A 17,664-nucleotide genomic window follows, 5' to 3' on the forward strand; every position below is an offset into this window, starting at 1 on the left:
AATCAAATAAAGGGGGATGTAATAAATGAAAAAGAATTTTCTAAGTAAAACTATATCTATATTTTTAGTTGCAGTAATTACTGCAGCATTGTTTGCAGGCTGTGGTTCCGAAACGAGTAAAAACTCAAGTTCAGCGCCGCAGAAGATAACTTATGTTTCTATGACTGACGCAGTTGGATTATCGCCAATTCTTACAAATGATTCAGCTTCAAGTGCTGTGATAAGAACTGTTTATGAGACCCTCTTTATGAGAGATCCAAAGACAGGAGAAATAAAGCCACTTCTTGCAGAAGGATATGAAAATCCTGATCCAAATACCTGGATTATAAAGCTTAAGAAGAATATTAAATTCCAGGATGGAACGCCTTTTAATTCAGAAGCTGTTAAATATACCTTTGAAAAAATTTTAGATCCTAAAACAGCATCACCAAGAGCCAGTCTGTTAAAATCAGTGGATAAAATAGAGACGCCTGATGAATATACCGTTGTACTTCATACTAAAACACCCTATGGAATAATGCTTACAGCCCTGGCTCATGACAATCTTTCGATTGTAAGTCCTAAGGCTGATAAAGCTGGAGATATAAATAAGAATGCTAAAGGAGCGGGAACAGGTCCATATATATTCGAGGAATGGGTTCCAGGAGATCATATAACCGTTGTTAAAAATAAGGATTACTGGGGTGGAGCTCCAAAGATTGATAGTATAACCTTTAAGGTGGTCCCAGAAATGGCTACAGCAGTTTCAATGGTGGAAACAGGGGAAGCTGATATGCTTGTTGGCATACCACCTGAACATCTAGAGAGGCTTAAGAACAATGCTGATGTTGAAGTAACTCAATTACAGGGAAATTCAGTAACATATCTGGGTTTTAACTTTGAAAAGAAGCCCTTTGATAACTTAAAGGTTAGACAGGCGATTGAGCATGCAATAAACAGAGATGAATATATATCAACATTAAACGGGCTTGGAATAAGGTCTAATGGTATAATAGGGCCAAAACTGATAGGTTACAATAGTGAAATAGAAAGTCATGGATATAAATATGATGTGGAAAAGGCTAAGGCTCTTTTAGCAGAGGCAGGTTATCCCTCTGGATTTAAGGCAACATTAACCTACGGAAATACAGATACCTATAATAAGATTGCTCCATTCATACAGGCACAGCTTAAGAAGATAAACATAGATGTAACCTTGAATCCTATGGATTGGGCAGCGTACCTTTCCTATGCAAAGAGCGGCAAAGCAGAGATGTACCTTGGCGGATGGTCAAACGTTACTGGAGATGGTGAAGAACTCCTATATCCACAATTCTTCTCAGGCAATATAGGAGCATCAAACTATGCGAGATACAATAACCCTGAAGCCGATGCGCTTATATTAAAGACCAGAGAAACTATAGACCAGAATCAGAGAGTTGAATACCTGAGACAGGCAAACATAAAGTTTACAGATGATGTGCTCTGGGTACCATTGTATCATGGAGTTGTAACTATGGCTGTTAGAAAGAATTTAAAGGGAATAGAGCTTGAATCCAACGGAGAATTTAGATTCAACAAGGCATATAAAGAATAGGTGATGTTATGAATAGAGAAATATTATTGGAAGTTAATGATTTAAAAACTTACTTTTATACAGTGGATGGAGTGGTTCCGGCGGTAGACGGAGTGAGCTTTACAATATCTAAAGGAGAAACGTTGGGAATTGTAGGTGAGTCAGGCAGTGGCAAAAGTGTCACTGCCCGTTCAATAATGAGGCTCATACCAAATCCTCCAGGGAAAATCGTATCGGGTTCTATAAAATTTAAAGATGAAGAGCTTCTTACGAAGAAAGATAGTGAGATGAGAATGATAAGGGGCAGCAAGATAGGGATGATATTTCAGGATCCCATGACGTCATTAAATCCTCTCTTTACTGTAGGTGATCAAATAATTGAAGCCCTCTGCATCCATCAAAATATAGATAAAAAAGAAGCAAAGGAAAAGGCGATAGAGGCGTTGAGAATGGTAGGGATTCCATCGCCTGAAAAAAGGATAAATAACTATCCCCACCAGATGAGCGGTGGAATGAGGCAAAGGGTTATGATTGCTATGGCCTTAGTGTGCAGTCCGGATCTTCTTATAGCAGATGAACCAACTACTGCGCTGGACGTTACTATACAGGCACAAATTCTTGATCTTATTAAAGATATGAAAAATATGTTGAACATGTCGGTTATGATAATAACCCATGATCTGGGTGTTGTTGCAGATATTGCAGATAGCGTAATAGTCATGTATGCAGGAAAGATGATGGAATATGGAAGAGCTTTTGATATGTTTTCAAATCCACTACATCCATATACTAAGGGGCTATTAGATTCTATACCAACTCTTTCTATGGAAGGGGACAGGCTAAAGTCCATAGAAGGAAGCCTTCCAAATGTAACTCTGGATTATAAGGGCTGCAGATTTGCAGATAGATGCAGCGAAAGATGCGAAAAGTGTTTTGTGGAAGAACCTCCACTTATAAAAGTAAATGACAGTTACGTGAGATGTCACAAATATTTGAATAGGAGGTGACCAAATGAGCACTTCAAATGAAGTTTTGCTTGAAGTAAAGGATTTAAAAAAGTATTTTCCTGTTAAAAAGGGATTTATATCAAAAAAAGTAAATTATGTTAAAGCAGTTGATGGAGTTTCATTCACATTAAGAAAGGGCGAAACCCTGGGGCTTGTTGGTGAATCAGGATGTGGGAAGTCCACAACAGGAAGAACAATACTAAGGCTAATCGAACCTACAGATGGAATTATAAACTTTGATGGGGAAAATATTGTTTCTTTAAATAAGAAGGAATTGAGAAAAAAAAGAAAGGATATGCAGATAATATTTCAGGATCCATATTCTTCTTTAAATCCAAGGCTTACGGCCGGTGAAATAATTGGAAGAGCCATTGATGTTAACAACCTGGCAAAGGGGAAAGAAAGAGAAAGGAGAATTAATGAACTCCTCGATATTGTAGGACTTGGGGCAAGGTTTTATAATAGATATCCGAATGAATTTAGCGGTGGGCAAAGGCAGAGAATAGGAATTGCAAGGGCCCTTGCCTGTAACCCAAAGCTTATCGTGTGCGATGAGCCAATTTCAGCCCTTGATGTTTCAATTCAGGCTCAAATTATAAATCTTCTCCAGGATATTCAGGATGAGTTTCAACTGACATATCTATTTATCGCACACAATTTAGCAGTTGTAAAGCATATTAGCGATAATATAGCCGTCATGTATCTTGGAAAGATAGTCGAGATGGCAGACAAAAATGAATTGTTTGAAAATCCCCATCACCCATACACTAAGGCACTTTTATCCGCCATACTTTCACCTAACCCAAAAGATAAAAAGGAACGGATAAAGTTAGAGGGTGATGTGCCAAGTCCAATGAACATACCTAAAGGATGTAGATTTTATAATAGATGTCCAAATAAAAGTAAAATATGCAGCGAGGTTGAACCAGAATTAAAGGATATGGGAGGCGGCCATTTAACAGCCTGCCACAACATTTGATGGGAGCTGATTTTATGAATACAGAAGAAATAATGAAGTTAGCACTTGATATGGCTGGGTTTAATCATGTACCTGCTGATTCAGAAATTTATGTTAAAGGAGAGGGAATTAAAAAAATATTGTTTGGAGTAGATATTGACAGCTCAGACCTTTATTATGCAAAGGCAAATGGGTATGATGCGGTAATAGCACATCATCCACAGGCAAACATTATTGATTCATATAAGGTTTTTGAAGATCAGGTTGCTATTATGAAAAAGTTTGGCGTACCCGAAGAGGCAGCAAAAAAAGCCATAGAGGAAAAGATAGAGATGCTAAGAATAACTGCTGTTTCCAGAAACTATGATGATACAATATCTGTAGCAAGAATGCTTAATATGCCTTTTTTAAATATTCATCAGCCATTGGACGAAATAGGAAGAAGGTTGATGCAGGAGAAAGTCGATGAGGTATGTAAAAATGAAAATGCATTAGTGAAGGATGTTGTGAATGCTCTTAGCAGCTTTGAGGAAATGAAGGCAGCAAGAACTAGGGTTGAGGTACTTGTTGGAGATGAAAATGTCAGGGCGGGAAAAACCATTGTTGCCCATGGTGCTTACACAAATGGTGGATATGATGTTGCAAATACATGTTTTGAGTATGGAATAGATACAGTCGTTTATATTCACATTGGTTATCCTGATTATGTAAGGCTGAAGAAGGAGAATAAAGGGAATCTTATTATATCTGGGCACATAGCTGGCGATTCAGTAGGAATTAATCCCTTCATTGATAAGTTAAGGGAAAGGGGTGTTGAGGTAACCACCATCAAGGGAATTATAGGATGATAATAATGGCAATAGGGTCTAGATAATTCAGAGCTGAACTTTATTAGAAATATAGAAAAAATTAAGGTGTTAAACAAAAAATGGACGGTAAATTTTAACTTCCGTCCATTTTTTGTTTGATAAAATAAAATTTGCAGGATTTTTTGTTGAATTTTGCAAATCTATAGGGATTAAAATCTGGATAAAACATGCAAATATGTGAAGGATAATTAACTTAGATGTAGAATTATGGATAATGAGTTTACTATGAATTGACTTAAGGGGGATACTTTTAACTATGGATCAAAAGTTAAGCTTAAATTATGACTGCAGTTTCATTGAATATCTTTCCGATGGAATAATAATATTAAAGGGAGATAAGATCATCGGGATTAATAAAATTGCCCTTGAAAAGCTCGGGGGAGATAGGGAAAGCTATTTAAACCACGGAATACAGAAGTATATCAATGTTCCGGAGGAATTGATAGATAAAATCAAGACAGGAAGTATAGTGCCAAGTACGTCTTATAGTGGAAATCTACTTACATCTATGGGACTCCCTGTAAGCATTGAATATAATATTTCACGGCTTAATAATGATATGTATATACTTATAATGAACGATATTAATAATCATGGGATGCGACAGTTAGATTATGTGAACAATACAAAAAAGTATGAAAACAGTGAAAAGATATACAAATGGCTGCTTGGAGCTATTCCCGATGGGGTGTTAATTTGTGATAAAAATCTTAATATAACCTATGCAAACAATTCTGCAGCTGTAATTGTCGGGCAAAGGGATTACAAAGAGCTTATCGGGAGGAATTTGAAAGATATAATCAACATACATCCCGAATATAAGAATATTGTGGTACAAAGTATGAAGAGCCTTTTAAATGGTGAAAGCACAATGCCTTTCCTCGAGCAGAAACTTATAAAAAATAATGGAGAGGTGATAATTGTCGAAGTTGCTGGAATATCCTTTTGTGAATCTGGAAACACGAACGTAATGCTCATAGTGAGAAACATAACTGAAAGAAAACAAGCTGAACAGGAGCTTGTAGAGAGCAATGACAGATATGCAAAGTTGGTTGACATGTGCCCTGATGGGGTTTTCGTATTTGATGAGGAAAGAATAATATTTGCTAACCAGGCAGGTGCAAATATGTTAAATGCACCGTGCCCTGAAGCGGTTATAGGAAAAAAATTTATGGATTTCACACATCCTGATTTTAAGAGCATAGTGCAGAAAAGGGTGGATGAAATATATATTAATAACATTCATAAAAAAGCTCTGATACAAGACAAAATGATAGCCCTTGATGGAACAGTTAAGGACATTGAGATAACCAACATAGATTTCTATGATAAGGGTAAGAAACTTATATTGAATATGGTAAGGGATTTAACGGAACGCAGAAAGGCCGAGGAAAACAAAAGACAGCTTGAAGAAGCACTTGAATACGATAAGATAAGAACGGAATTTTTTTCAAATATATCCCATGAGTTTAAAACGCCACTTAATATAATACTTGGAGCCCTTCAGCTTATAGATTCCATGCATGGCAATAACACTGACTGTATCAGGTATCAAAGTTTTAGAAGATATTCCAGGATTATAAAACAGAACTGCTACAGGCTGTTAAGGCTTATTAATAATCTTATTGATATCACAAGGCTTGACGCAGGATTTTTACAGATAAAGCTTTCAAATCATGATATTGTAAGTGCTGTTGAGGATATTGTACTTTCTGTTGCGGAATATACAAAAAGTAAAGATATTACTCTTACATTTGATACAGATGTTGAAGAAAAGATTATGGCCTTTGACCCGGATAAAATAGAAAGGGTTATACTTAACCTTTTATCAAATGCTATAAAGTTCAATAAACCTGGGGGAAGTATAGATATTAATATGTACGATAAAGGGAACAAAGTGATTATTTCTATTAAGGATACTGGAATTGGCATCCCTGAAGATATGAAGGAAAAGATATTTGAAAGATTCAGGCGGGTTGATAATCTTTTTACCCGTTCAACTGAGGGGAGTGGGATAGGGCTTTCACTTGTAAAATCTTTGATAGAAGCCCATGGAGGCAATATAACTGTTCAAAGTGAACAGGAAATTGGAAGCGAATTTATAATCGAACTTCCAGTGAAGTTAGTATCAAGCGACGAAGCTGTTATAAATGATGAACAATTAAAGAGGCAGGTCAATGTTGAAAGGATAAATATAGAGTTCTCCGATATATACAGCTGATTTTTATGAAAAATTGACCTGAAAGAACATGAAGGGGCGGGGAAACATTCAGTGCCTGAGACTTTGGCACTGATTTTTCTTTCTCTTGCTCTTTTTTGTTCTCTATGTTATATAGTAAGTAAAAACGTTAGAAAACATAATTCAATTAAGGGGGATTATTGTGAGAAAATTGTTTGCAACGGACCTTGATGGGACACTGATAAAGCGTAAGTTAATGCCATATAATAATTATAGATACTTAAAGAAGTTAAGTAAGATGAAACACTGTCTGGCAGTGGCTACAGGGAGGGCCTATAACGAAGTTGGTTTTCTAAAGAGGATTTATAATATAAATGTGGATTATTATGTATTATTAAATGGCGCTTTAATTATGGACAATAAAAACAACGTATTAAAACATGAAAGTATACCTTTTGAAACAGTAGAAAGAATAATCAAAGAAAATTGTAATAGGAATTGGAAAGTGGTTTTTGAAACAGGTTTTACAACCATTGAATTAAGCAACAATGGACAAAGGAGCAGGCGGCGTGGAAGAAAAATTGTTGGCGATATAAAGGATGTAAAAAACGATAAAATATCTTTAATATCCCTATACTATGAAGAGGACAACATAAAATTTGTCGACGAAGTTTGTGAGAATATAAACAGGAAATATGGAGATAAGGTGGCTGCTTATAGAAATGTTAGATACATAGATGTCGTACCTGCAGGCTGCTCAAAGGGAAGCGGAATAAAATATGTAAAGAAAAAGGAGTCAATATTACATGAGAATACTTTTGCCATCGGTGATTCCTGGAATGATGTATCGATGTTTAAAGCAGTGTATCATTCCTTTACGCTAAAAAATGCAGAGAAGGAGCTGCATAAAAAGGCAAAATATGTAGTAGGTTCTGTAGGAGAATGTATTAAGGAGTATGTACTGAGCAGTGATTTATCTTAAGGGAAAGTATCCGAGAAAGAAATTTAGAATGGAATGTTTTGTTAAAATATTAGTATAAAAAGACTTTCGCTTAAATTTTAATCTGCAAAAGTTGAGAAATTGATGCTTTATACTGGGATTTTACATGATAAGAATAAAGAGTATAAAACTGTTTAAAGCTCTGCTTTGGATGGATAATATATAAATCTATTCTTTAAATTCATTTAGCGTATTAAAATATTTCCTTGCATATCGCTTAAAAAAATGTTATTATAATTAAGTAAATGAAACTTACATAGTTTCTTAGAAAGATTTAATATGATTACCAACTTTCCTCCTTACAGGAAGTAGTGTAAATCAGCTTTAAATCTTAAATTCTTGAAAAGGAGGAATGTTGAAATGGCAGATAAGACAATTGTTTGCAAGGATTGCGGTAAAGAATTCATCTTCACTGAAGGTGAACAGGCATTCTACAGGGAAAAGGGATTCGAGAATGAACCACAGAGATGTCCAGAATGCAGAAGAGCCAGAAAAGCTCAAAGAAGACAAAACGACGGCTTTAGAAGGTAATAGCTTTGTCAATTGAACCCTATAAGAATATATTCTTATAGGGTTTTTGTATGTTATTGTGAATTTCCATTTTTATCATGTTTATGAGGGTTTAAACTACCATTCCATTTTTCTATATCTTTTTTTATCTTTGATATAATTCTTTCACCTTCTTCCTTTGTGAGTTTCCCTTCAGAAACCATTTTGTTTATAGCCTCGGTCTTTGATTTTATGATAATTGATTTTACCTGTTCAGGTGAGAACCCCTTTTTCTCCTTTGCAAGATCAAACAGTGTTTTGCCGGACTTTTTTGCATCAGCAATATCCTTCTCAGTCAATCCTAATTCCTTTATCGATGCAACCCATCCATGGCCTTTATCACGACGACTTAAGGAACCATCCCACTTTTTAATTCTTTCCTTCATTTTCTCTATCGCAATTTTTCCCTGTTCCTGGGTAAGCTTTCCTTGGGACACATGTTTATTAATCAAATCAGTTTCGTTTTTAATCATCATCTCCCTAACCTGATCCGGTGTGTAACCCTTGGTTTTAGCAAGATCGAATAGGGTTTTATTGCTGGCACGGGCATTTTCTATATCATGTTTTGTTAAACCTAATTGATTAATGAGATTATCAAATGCTGCTCTTTGAGCTTCCTTTCTCTCCTTTTTTTCTTCAATTTTCTTTTTTGAGTTGTCTGTATTATCAGGAACCGGCTGCAGAACGGCAAAGGCCGTTGAACCAATTCCTATTATAAGAGTAAGGCTTAATACCAGTATCTTTTTTGAAATTTTCTTAAGCATATTAACGACCTCCCATATGATTTATATTTTTACTTACAATGTTAGGTTGCTCTTAAATGTGACAATATAGTGGCAAGATTGTGAATAAATTATGAATTGTATTAAATATAAAAAAGGAAAATAACAAAAATTTGTAATGTTGGAAAACTAATAAAATACTTGATATCCGTAAACTGGATTAACTCGTCTTGCTAGCTCTCTTGTAAATAAGCGAAGATAAAATAGTATATGAATTCACATTTTTTCAAATCCCAAGCCTTAGAACTTCTTTGCTAAGCGTGCTGGTGAATGAAATATATTTTTTATCGCAGCGGCGGTCTGTAGATATTTTCTATTTTTATTCAAATATACTTTTCAGCGCAGCACAATATGTTAAATTATATTCTTGATTTGTTGAAAATAATTTACTATATTTATAAGCAAGTACTTAAAGGAGGGGTAAAAATGAGCAATGAAAATAAAAAATATGAAACAGCAATATTTGCAGGAGGATGCTTCTGGTGCATGGTTTCTCCCTTTGATGTTTTAGATGGGATAGTAGAAGTTAAATCAGGATATACGGGTGGCCACAAGGAAAACCCAACATATAAAGAGGTTAAGTCACAAACCACAGGACATTATGAAGCGATAAGAATTATATATGATCCATCAATAATAAGCTATGAAAAGCTCCTCGATGTTTACTGGAGGCAAATAGATCCTATGGATGACGGAGGTCAGTTCCATGACAGAGGAGACTCCTACAGAACAGCTATCTTCTACACAACTGAAGAGCAGAGAATAAAGGCTGAAGAATCGAAAAAAGCACTTGAGGAATCAGGGAGATTTCCAGAGCCAATAGTTACAAAGATACTTCCGGCTTCAACATTTTATCTTGCAGAGGAATATCATCAGGATTTTTACAAGAAGAGCCCCGTTGAGTATAAAGCCGATAGAAAGATTTCAGGCAGGGATGAATTTATACAGAAATATTGGGGAGACGAGTATTACAGTATATATGAGAAGTAGAAGGCTTTTACACGTATAAAAAATAATCTTAATAAAATCCAGTATGCTATTGCAAATAGGTATAAATGCTTATTTGAAGCTATTGCATACTGGAATTTCTATTTATAAGTGTTTCAGGAGAATAACAAAAAATGTATTGACGCAGACTAACACTAACATCATATATGGTGCAGGACTCTGCCCACAATATTTCGGGATTTTATATGTACAACCTCATTACAATATATGCTTTGATAAGTTCAATGGAATTTGCTAAGCAGGGATATAAATGTTTTCATAATATTATGTTAATTCTGTGTTAGTATATTTATTAAAAGAGTCGAATGTGATAAAATTTTGTATAAATAGCCTTGGAAGGAGTGGGTTGAATGAGGGGGAATAAAGAGCATATATTAGAATTGATTGCCGAAACCTCCAGGGAGGGAAAAAAGGGTTTATCAGCAGGAGAAATTGCCCAAAGACTTAATATGCAGCGAAGCAATGTCAGTTCCATACTTAATGAATTGTACAGGCAGGGTTTAGTTCTTAAAATTAAAGGTAAACCGGTAATTTACACAACATACCCTTCTAAAAAAATTAGAGATCAATCTGTGAAGGAAAATGCCAACTTCGATATGCTTATAGGCAGTGATAAAAGTTTAAAAAAGTGCATACAACAAGCAAAGGCAGCAATTCTTTATCCCCCAAATGGGCTCCACACGCTTATTCTTGGGCCAAGCGGCGTTGGAAAAACTATGTTTGCAGAACTTATGTACAAGTTTGCAGTGGAAAATGGTATCTTCGAAATGGATGCACCCTTTATAGCCTTTAACTGTGCTGACTATGCAAATAATCCACAGCTTCTTATGTCTCATCTATTTGGAAGCAAGAAAGGAGCCTTTACCGGTGCTGATAAGGACAGGGAAGGGATAGTGGCAAAGGCGGATGGGGGAGTTCTTTTCCTCGATGAAGTCCATAGACTTCCACCGGAAGGCCAGGAAATGTTGTTTTATTTAATGGATAAAGGCATGTATACTCCTCTAGGAGATGAAAATAAAAAGAAGAGCAAAGTGCTTATAATATGTGCAACCACAGAGGATATTGACAACGTTCTTCTCACAACCTTTACAAGAAGAATACCTATGAGTATAAAGATACCCTCCCTTAATGAAAGGACATTATCTGAAAGGTTTGAACTTATATGTGAATTCTTTAAAATAGAGGCTGCCAGAATAGGAAAGGAAATATCGGTTTCAGCTAATACCATAAGGCAACTGCTTCTATACAATTGTCCTGGAAATGTTGGACAGCTAAAAAGCGATATTCAGCTGGGATGCGCCAATGCCTTCTTGAATTCAATATCAAAGAGAACTAAAAATATAGAGGTTCACTGTACTGATTTTGCACATCACGTAAACCAGGGCCTTTTGCTTTATAAAAACTATGCCCAGGAGGTAGACAAGTTTATCAATCAGGATGTAAAGCTGTGCTTTACTCCAAAAGGACAGCGAAACAGCATCAGGGAAGGTGACTACTCCTTACCTGATAATTTCTATGAAGAGATCGAAAAGAGAATGCAGGAACTCTACAGCAGAGGCATCGGTGAAAATGAAGTTAAGATGCTCATGGAATTTGACATTGAAAATCATTTTAAAAGATTTATTAGAAATTTTGAACAGGGCATAAGGAAGGAAGAACTGTCAAAGGTTGTAGACGAAGATATTATAGATATAGTGGAGAACTTTCTGAAGGTAGCGGGAAAAAAGCTTCAAAAGATATTTCCTACCAAAGTATTTTATGGATTGTCGCTGCATGTAAGTTCCAGCATTAAGAGGCTCAAAGAAAGTAAGAATATTGTAAACTATAATTTAAGCAATATAATGGAAAAAAATAAAAAAGAGTTTGAAGTAGCCAGGGAATTGGCTCTGGCACTTGAAAAAAGATACAAAATATCCATTCCAGATGATGATATTGGTTTTATGGCTATGTTTTTAGCAGTGGATGATACAGAAATGCAGCGTATGGAGAACAGGCCTATAATCGTTATAGCAATGCATGGAAGGTCAACGGCCTCATCCATGGCGGAGGTAGTGAATAAGTTAGTTGGAGCAAATAACGTATATGCCTATGATATGAGCCTTGACAAGAGCTCGCAGGTGGCGTATGAGGAGTTGAAGGAGCTTATAGTCAAGAAACATCAGGGGGCAGGAGTAATGCTGCTGGTGGATATGGGATCTTTAGGGGTATTCGGAGAGTTGATCAGCAAGGAAACAGAAATAGATATTAAGGTAGTTAATATGGTATCGACTCCTGTGGCGATTGAATGTTCCAGAAAGGCCGTTATAGATACGGATATTAACAAAATATATGATGATATCAGTTCTGCCATAAGTCAGTATACTCCTTATAATTCAGAGAAAATACTCCAATCATATAGAACAAATAGTGATAATGTTATAATTACTCTATGTACTACTGGAGAAGGAAGCGCAGTAAAGCTTAAAAATTATATAGAAAGCAGGCTCAATATAAATAGATATGGCATGCAGGTGCTTCCAATGTCCCTTAACAACAATGAGTTTACTTACAATATAATCAACAATCTTTCCAAGAAGAAAAATATTGTGGCTATCGTTGGAACGATAGATCCTAAAATTCCTGGCATACCATATATATCAACCAGTGAAGTATTTTCAGGGAATAATTGTGGAAAACTCGGATTTATAATAGATAAATTGTATAAAACTGAATATGAAGATGAAAAACACGATGATTATAATATATTTCTTGAAACTTTAAAAAGTGAGATTTCAAATATTGACCTTTCTAATTTTGAGAAGCTTTACAGAGAATTTTTAGTAAGACTCGAACAGAAGATTAATAAAAATATAGAATACGGTATATCCATAGGGCTTATGATGCATATGGGGTGTGCAATAAGCAGTATGGTGGAAGGAAAACAAACAGCAGCCTGTTATTCAAAGAACTTACTCAAGGAAAAGTATAACTTTGAGTTTAAGTGTATAAAAGAAAGCCTTGCTGATATTGAGAATTTTTATAATATAGATTTTAGTGATGATGAAGTATGTTTTATTATACAAAATATAATGGGTATATAAAAGTGGACAATGTGTATAAATTTTATAGGCTAGTACATTAAATGAGTTTAAAAGCATAGTTGTTTATGCTTAGGAGTGATAAGGCTGAATATATATATCAGCTTTATCACTCCTTTATTTTTTCAGAATAGAAAACTAATGTTGGAATATATTGATTGCTGTATATCGTGATATTATAAAATTTAATAAACTTCAAGAACTATATTTATACTCATTGGGCTTGCAGATTTAAAATAAAGTTTATGTGTATAACGATGTGTTTATGTTTATGGATAAATTCTTTATATGTATATAATGTGTATAAGTTTATTCGCTACTACACAGAAAATATCTGAAAATATGGCCTTTTTTGACTTATTAAAAATTTGGCATGATATTTGCACTATATATCAATGAAACAGAAATTAAATTTAATCTAGATGGAGGAATGGATATGTCAGAATCTATAAAGGAAACTATAAGTGAGGAGATAATCTTTCAGCTTATTTCCTATTCTGGAGATGCAAGAAGTCTTATATATGAAGCCTTTAATCTTGTTGCACAGGGGAAATGTGAAGAAGCTGAAGAAGTATTAAACAGGGCTGATGAATCAATAATAAAGGCTCACAACTTGCAAACAAAGCTAATTCAGGATGAAGCTTCAGGTAAGGTGCATGAAATAAATCTTTTAGCTTTACACTCACAGGATCATCTGATGACAACTCTTTTAGCAAAAGAGATTATGGGATATATGATATCCATGCAAAAACAAATAAACGGATTAAAGGAAAATTAAAATAAAAATATGAAAGTTAAAATAGAATTGAAATAAAGGATGTTCAAGGCAGCATAATATCTAATTTGGGTACAAGTTAGGTTTGTAGTGGATGGTTAGAGAAAATATATGTCATAACCTATGTAAGGAGGTGGTGGATTAAGCAGTTCCCTGAGAAAAACAGAAAGCTTTGCTATTAAATCAGCTAAAAGCAGCCTATTGGAAATGTAGATACAGAGGAAAAATTATACTGTATGAAACTAAATTTTACAGGGAGGGTTTGTAATGATAACTATTAGATTGTTCTGCTCCGCAGGAATGTCAACCAGCATGCTCATTAACAAAATCGAGGCAGCAGCTAAGAAGAAGGGACTTGAAGTTTCAGTAGATGCATTTCCCGAGGCTGAAATGCCAAAGAAATTGGATGGTGTAGATGTAGTTTTACTTGGACCTCAAGTTAAGTTTGCGCTGCCAAAGGCTAAAAAGCTTTGTGATGAAAGAAATATACCGGTAGATGTTATTAGCCCGGTGGACTATGGAATGATGAATGGCGAAAAAGTTCTTGATCAGGCATTAAGATTAATCAAAAAATAAAAAGCAAAAGGAGGAAGGATTATTATGAGTAAATTAATGGACAGCATGGAAAGCAAATTAATGCCTTTAGCCAGCAAAATAGCTTCCAACAGGTATTTGGGTGCTATACGTGATGGCTTTATGCTTGCAATGCCGCTGCTTATAATTGGCGCAATTTTCCTGCTTATAGCCAACTTCCCAATTCCAGGTTATTCAGACTTCATGGCAGGAATCTTTGGCAGCAATTGGAGTTCATTCTTTATGAAGCCATTTGATGCCACGATGAATATTATGACTATATTCGTCGTTTTTGGTATAGCCTATAACCTTGCACGTCATTATGAACTTGAAGGAGCAAGTACTGGAGCTATTGCACTTGTTGCATTTCTTGTGCTTACACCTTTCACACTTAAGTTTACACCCGAAGGAAGCAAAGAAGTATTCTTAGTTGGAGGCAACATTCCAATGGAATGGATCGGCTCCAAGGGGTTATTCGTTGGTATCCTTACAGCTATATTCTCAACGGAAATTGTTAGGTTTGTTGTTAAGAGAGGCTGGGTTATAAAGATGCCAGATGGCGTTCCACCAGCAGTTTCAAAGTCATTCTCAGCTTTAATACCAGCAGCTGTAACTATTATCATATTTAACTTTGTAAGGTTATTATTTTCATGGACTTCATACGAAACTATACATGGATTTATCTATACAATACTTCAGAAACCATTAACTGCACTGGGGGATTCACTAGGTGCAACACTTATAGCAAACTTATTCATAGGCCTCTTTTGGGTATTTGGTATCCACGGTGCAAACGTTGTTGGGTCAGTTATGAGCCCAATATGGCTTGCTCTTTCAGCTGAAAACCTTGCGGCTTACCAGGCAGGTAAGGAATTGCCGCACATAATTACTTCACAGTTCCAAGAGCTGTACCTCCAACTTGGTGGTTCAGGTTCAACGCTTTCACTCTGTATCGCCATGATAGTTCTTGGTAAGTCACAGCAAATTAAGAAGCTTGGTAAACTTGCTATATTTCCAGGGTTATTTAACATAAACGAACCAATTACATTTGGCCTTCCAGTGGTTCTTAACCCTGTGATGATGGTTCCATTTATCCTTACACCTATGATTCTAGCAGTTATATGCTATGTGGCAATTGCTATAGGGCTTGTTCCACCTCCATCAGGAGTATTAGTTCCATGGACAACACCTCCAATAATAGGTGGATTCCTTATAGCAGGTATAAGAGGAGCCTTATTGCAGATAGTTGAACTGGTTGTAGCATTTTTAATCTATTATCCATTCCTGAGAGTTGTAGATAATCAGTATTATGCTCAGGAAAAGCAGGAAGAAGCAGCAGGTGTTTCGATTTAATTAGATTAAAGACTTGTTTTCATGCGGCTGCCAGATGAGCATTCGCATGAATCTTTATAAAATATAGTGTGACTGATAATAAATCCGCCGTGTTTAACACGGCGGATTTAAATTTTTCCTGGGTTTAAAATCCTTCGAGATCCCTTATTTTAATTTGTCTTGTGTGAAGTGTATGGCTCCACTCTCTGTTATTTTTATTAATGATTCCCTGTATGCTTATCGGTATCCAGGTTAATGTATAGAGGCCATAGAGTAGATACCATATAAATTCCTTCATTGATTTTCTGCCATTTAGTATGCCTGCTAGAATTATACAAAATAACAAATAGCTAATTTGTATTATTATGAAAAGCTTTCTATCTATCTGCATCCTGGAGATTATGTCCAGTACAAAAACATTTGCGGAATATAGGCCGAATACTAAAAGGAGGCGTTTCTTGAGCTTCTTTTCCAGCACCATAACAAAGGGAGTAAACAGAAACTGAAATATTCCATAGGACTTCCACAGTGCAGGAGTAAATAGGCTGGACATAACAAAAATGTTTGCACTTAATTTTCCATCGCCTTTCAGGTATGATAGCAAAATGGAAAGGCCAAGGGCAGCGAATACAAAGGGCTGTAGTATATATAAAGCACAGTCAAATGCAGCAAAATTTCTTTCCTTAAGTGACTTGGCTATTAGTTTAAAGAAATATCTTGTGGCAACATCTGAATACCCCTGCATCCACCTTTTTCTCTGATTCCAGGACTGCTTTAATGTTAAAGGCTTCTCATCGTAAACAACAGCATTATGGGCCCAACCGACCTTCTCGCCGTTTAATACAATTTTGCAGGTAAATTCCAAATCCTCTGTAAGGCAGGTAGCTCCCCAGCCAATGCTTTTTAAAAGTTCGGCATCGACGCAAAAACCTGTACCTCCAAGCTGATTGCTGAGTCCCAGGTTTTGCCTTGAAATCTGAAATAGTCTGTTTGAACTCCAGAAAGCAATTGAGTAGCACTGGGTAATCCAGGAGTCGGAAGGATTTTTGCTGTCAAGATAACCCTGGACAACTTTATATCCCTGCTGAAACTTGTAGTTCATTTCATTTAGAAAGTTCTTTGATACCAGATTATCGGCATCAAACACGGCTATGACATTGTATTTTTTATCCATCTTAAATAATTTATTAAACATCCATTCAAGTGCATAACCCTTTCCGCTTTTCCTTCTGTTAAACCTTTCAAACACTATTGCTCCACTTTCTCTTGCTATAGCAGCTGTATTGTCTGTGCAGTTATCAGCGACAACATATATATCATAAAGTTCCTTAGGATAATCCAGTGATTTAAGGCTCTCTACTATTTGACCAACAACTAACTCCTCATTATGGGCGGCAACAACAAGCGCGAAAGATTTTTCAGGTTTATATTCAATCTTTTCATTTCTTTTATATAGGCCAAAAAAAGATATTATAAGGTAATATAGGGTAAGCATAAAAACTAATATTTGAAATATGGCAGTAACTATATAAATAAAACTCCCCATGTTCCCCTCCGTATAATAAAACCCATACAGGATTTATAACTTCATATGAAATTATACCAGAAAATGTTTTGATAGCCAAACAATAATATTAATGAATGGTTAAGAATTGCCTTGTTTTGGTAAAAAATTAACGGATTATAGAGAAGTTCTGGTTTATTTCAAAGAATATAAACAAATCTTGAGAACATTGAATTTATTTATAAATTTTAAAGTTCCAAATATCATTATAATATTCTGTGGAAAAGTTCCAAGGATTTTTAAAGGAGATATCTAAATCTTATTATTTATATAAATATGCACATAAAGGCCAATGGTAGTATAATAGAGAATGACAAATGCTCAGAATAGAACAATATTATAACAGAAGTTTCGCAGCTAAAAAAATAAATAGGGCGTAGCCCCTTGATATGTAATGGTTTAGATGAATAATAATTGAAATATGTAAATTCCGATT

General features: G+C 35.4%; 14 protein-coding genes. 12 read left to right on the top strand and 2 right to left on the bottom strand.

Annotated features, from left to right (window positions below; all coding sequences use genetic code 11):
• Positions 1 to 25 precede the first annotated feature (25 nt).
• From EDD71_RS11485 to EDD71_RS11515, 7 genes are all read left to right on the top strand, one after another.
• The gene (locus EDD71_RS11485; RefSeq protein ID WP_133628883.1) at positions 26 to 1,576 is read left to right on the top strand and encodes a glutathione ABC transporter substrate-binding protein; all 1,551 of its coding nucleotides are present in this window, start codon (positions 26 to 28) and stop codon (positions 1,574 to 1,576) included.
• Positions 1,577 to 1,584: 8 nt separating this feature from the next.
• A complete protein-coding gene (locus tag EDD71_RS11490) occupies positions 1,585 to 2,562 on the top strand; it encodes an ABC transporter ATP-binding protein (RefSeq protein WP_133628884.1) in 978 nt (325 codons plus the stop codon).
• A gap of 4 nt (positions 2,563 to 2,566) precedes the next feature.
• On the top strand, positions 2,567 to 3,541 hold the full coding sequence (locus EDD71_RS11495; RefSeq protein ID WP_133628885.1) for an ABC transporter ATP-binding protein: 975 nt from the start codon (positions 2,567 to 2,569) through the stop codon (positions 3,539 to 3,541).
• A 14-nt stretch (positions 3,542 to 3,555) separates the two neighbouring features.
• Positions 3,556 to 4,368, top strand: coding sequence for a Nif3-like dinuclear metal center hexameric protein (locus tag EDD71_RS11500; RefSeq protein ID WP_166636465.1), 813 nt, complete (start codon positions 3,556 to 3,558; stop codon positions 4,366 to 4,368).
• 277 nt (positions 4,369 to 4,645) lie between these two features.
• Complete coding sequence (locus tag EDD71_RS11505; protein ID WP_133628887.1) at positions 4,646 to 6,610, top strand: sensor histidine kinase; 1,965 nt, start codon at positions 4,646 to 4,648, stop codon at positions 6,608 to 6,610.
• A 160-nt stretch (positions 6,611 to 6,770) separates the two neighbouring features.
• Positions 6,771 to 7,550, top strand: a complete 780-nt coding sequence (locus EDD71_RS11510) for an HAD family hydrolase (RefSeq protein ID WP_133628888.1) — start codon at positions 6,771 to 6,773, stop codon at positions 7,548 to 7,550.
• A gap of 378 nt (positions 7,551 to 7,928) precedes the next feature.
• A complete protein-coding gene (locus EDD71_RS11515; RefSeq protein ID WP_133628889.1) occupies positions 7,929 to 8,099 on the top strand; it encodes a zinc-ribbon domain-containing protein in 171 nt (56 codons plus the stop codon).
• Positions 8,100 to 8,152: 53 nt separating this feature from the next.
• Here EDD71_RS11515 and EDD71_RS11520 read toward each other — a convergent pair whose 3' ends face one another.
• Positions 8,153 to 8,881 (bottom strand): hypothetical protein, encoded by a 729-nt coding sequence (locus tag EDD71_RS11520; protein WP_133628890.1) that lies wholly within the window; start codon positions 8,879 to 8,881, stop codon positions 8,153 to 8,155.
• Between the two features lie 444 nt (positions 8,882 to 9,325).
• On the opposite strand from EDD71_RS11520, the gene msrA reads away from it, so the two are divergent.
• The 5 genes from msrA to celB all read left to right on the top strand — a co-directional run bounded on the left by msrA (position 9,326) and on the right by celB (position 15,685).
• Entirely contained in the window at positions 9,326 to 9,889 is a 564-nt protein-coding gene (gene msrA / locus EDD71_RS11525) for a peptide-methionine (S)-S-oxide reductase MsrA (protein WP_133628891.1), read from the top strand.
• A gap of 368 nt (positions 9,890 to 10,257) precedes the next feature.
• Positions 10,258 to 12,987, top strand: a complete 2,730-nt coding sequence (locus EDD71_RS11530) for a sigma-54-dependent transcriptional regulator (protein WP_133628892.1) — start codon at positions 10,258 to 10,260, stop codon at positions 12,985 to 12,987.
• Positions 12,988 to 13,420: 433 nt separating this feature from the next.
• Positions 13,421 to 13,762, top strand: a complete 342-nt coding sequence (locus EDD71_RS11535) for a PTS lactose/cellobiose transporter subunit IIA (protein ID WP_166636466.1) — start codon at positions 13,421 to 13,423, stop codon at positions 13,760 to 13,762.
• Positions 13,763 to 14,026: 264 nt separating this feature from the next.
• Positions 14,027 to 14,335 carry a PTS sugar transporter subunit IIB gene (locus tag EDD71_RS11540; protein ID WP_133628894.1) on the top strand — a complete coding sequence of 103 codons (309 nt, stop codon included), beginning with the start codon at positions 14,027 to 14,029 and terminating at the stop codon, positions 14,333 to 14,335.
• Between the two features lie 24 nt (positions 14,336 to 14,359).
• Complete coding sequence (gene celB, locus EDD71_RS11545) at positions 14,360 to 15,685, top strand: PTS cellobiose transporter subunit IIC (protein WP_133628895.1); 1,326 nt, start codon at positions 14,360 to 14,362, stop codon at positions 15,683 to 15,685.
• 124 nt (positions 15,686 to 15,809) lie between these two features.
• Here celB and EDD71_RS11550 read toward each other — a convergent pair whose 3' ends face one another.
• Entirely contained in the window at positions 15,810 to 17,210 is a 1,401-nt protein-coding gene (locus EDD71_RS11550) for a glycosyltransferase family 2 protein (RefSeq protein WP_133628896.1), read from the bottom strand.
• Between the last annotated feature and the right edge of the window lie 454 nt (positions 17,211 to 17,664).

Origin of the sequence: Fonticella tunisiensis, from assembly GCF_004364155.1 — a bacterium.
Taxonomy (GTDB): Bacteria; Bacillota; Clostridia; order Clostridiales; family Caloramatoraceae; genus Fonticella; species Fonticella tunisiensis.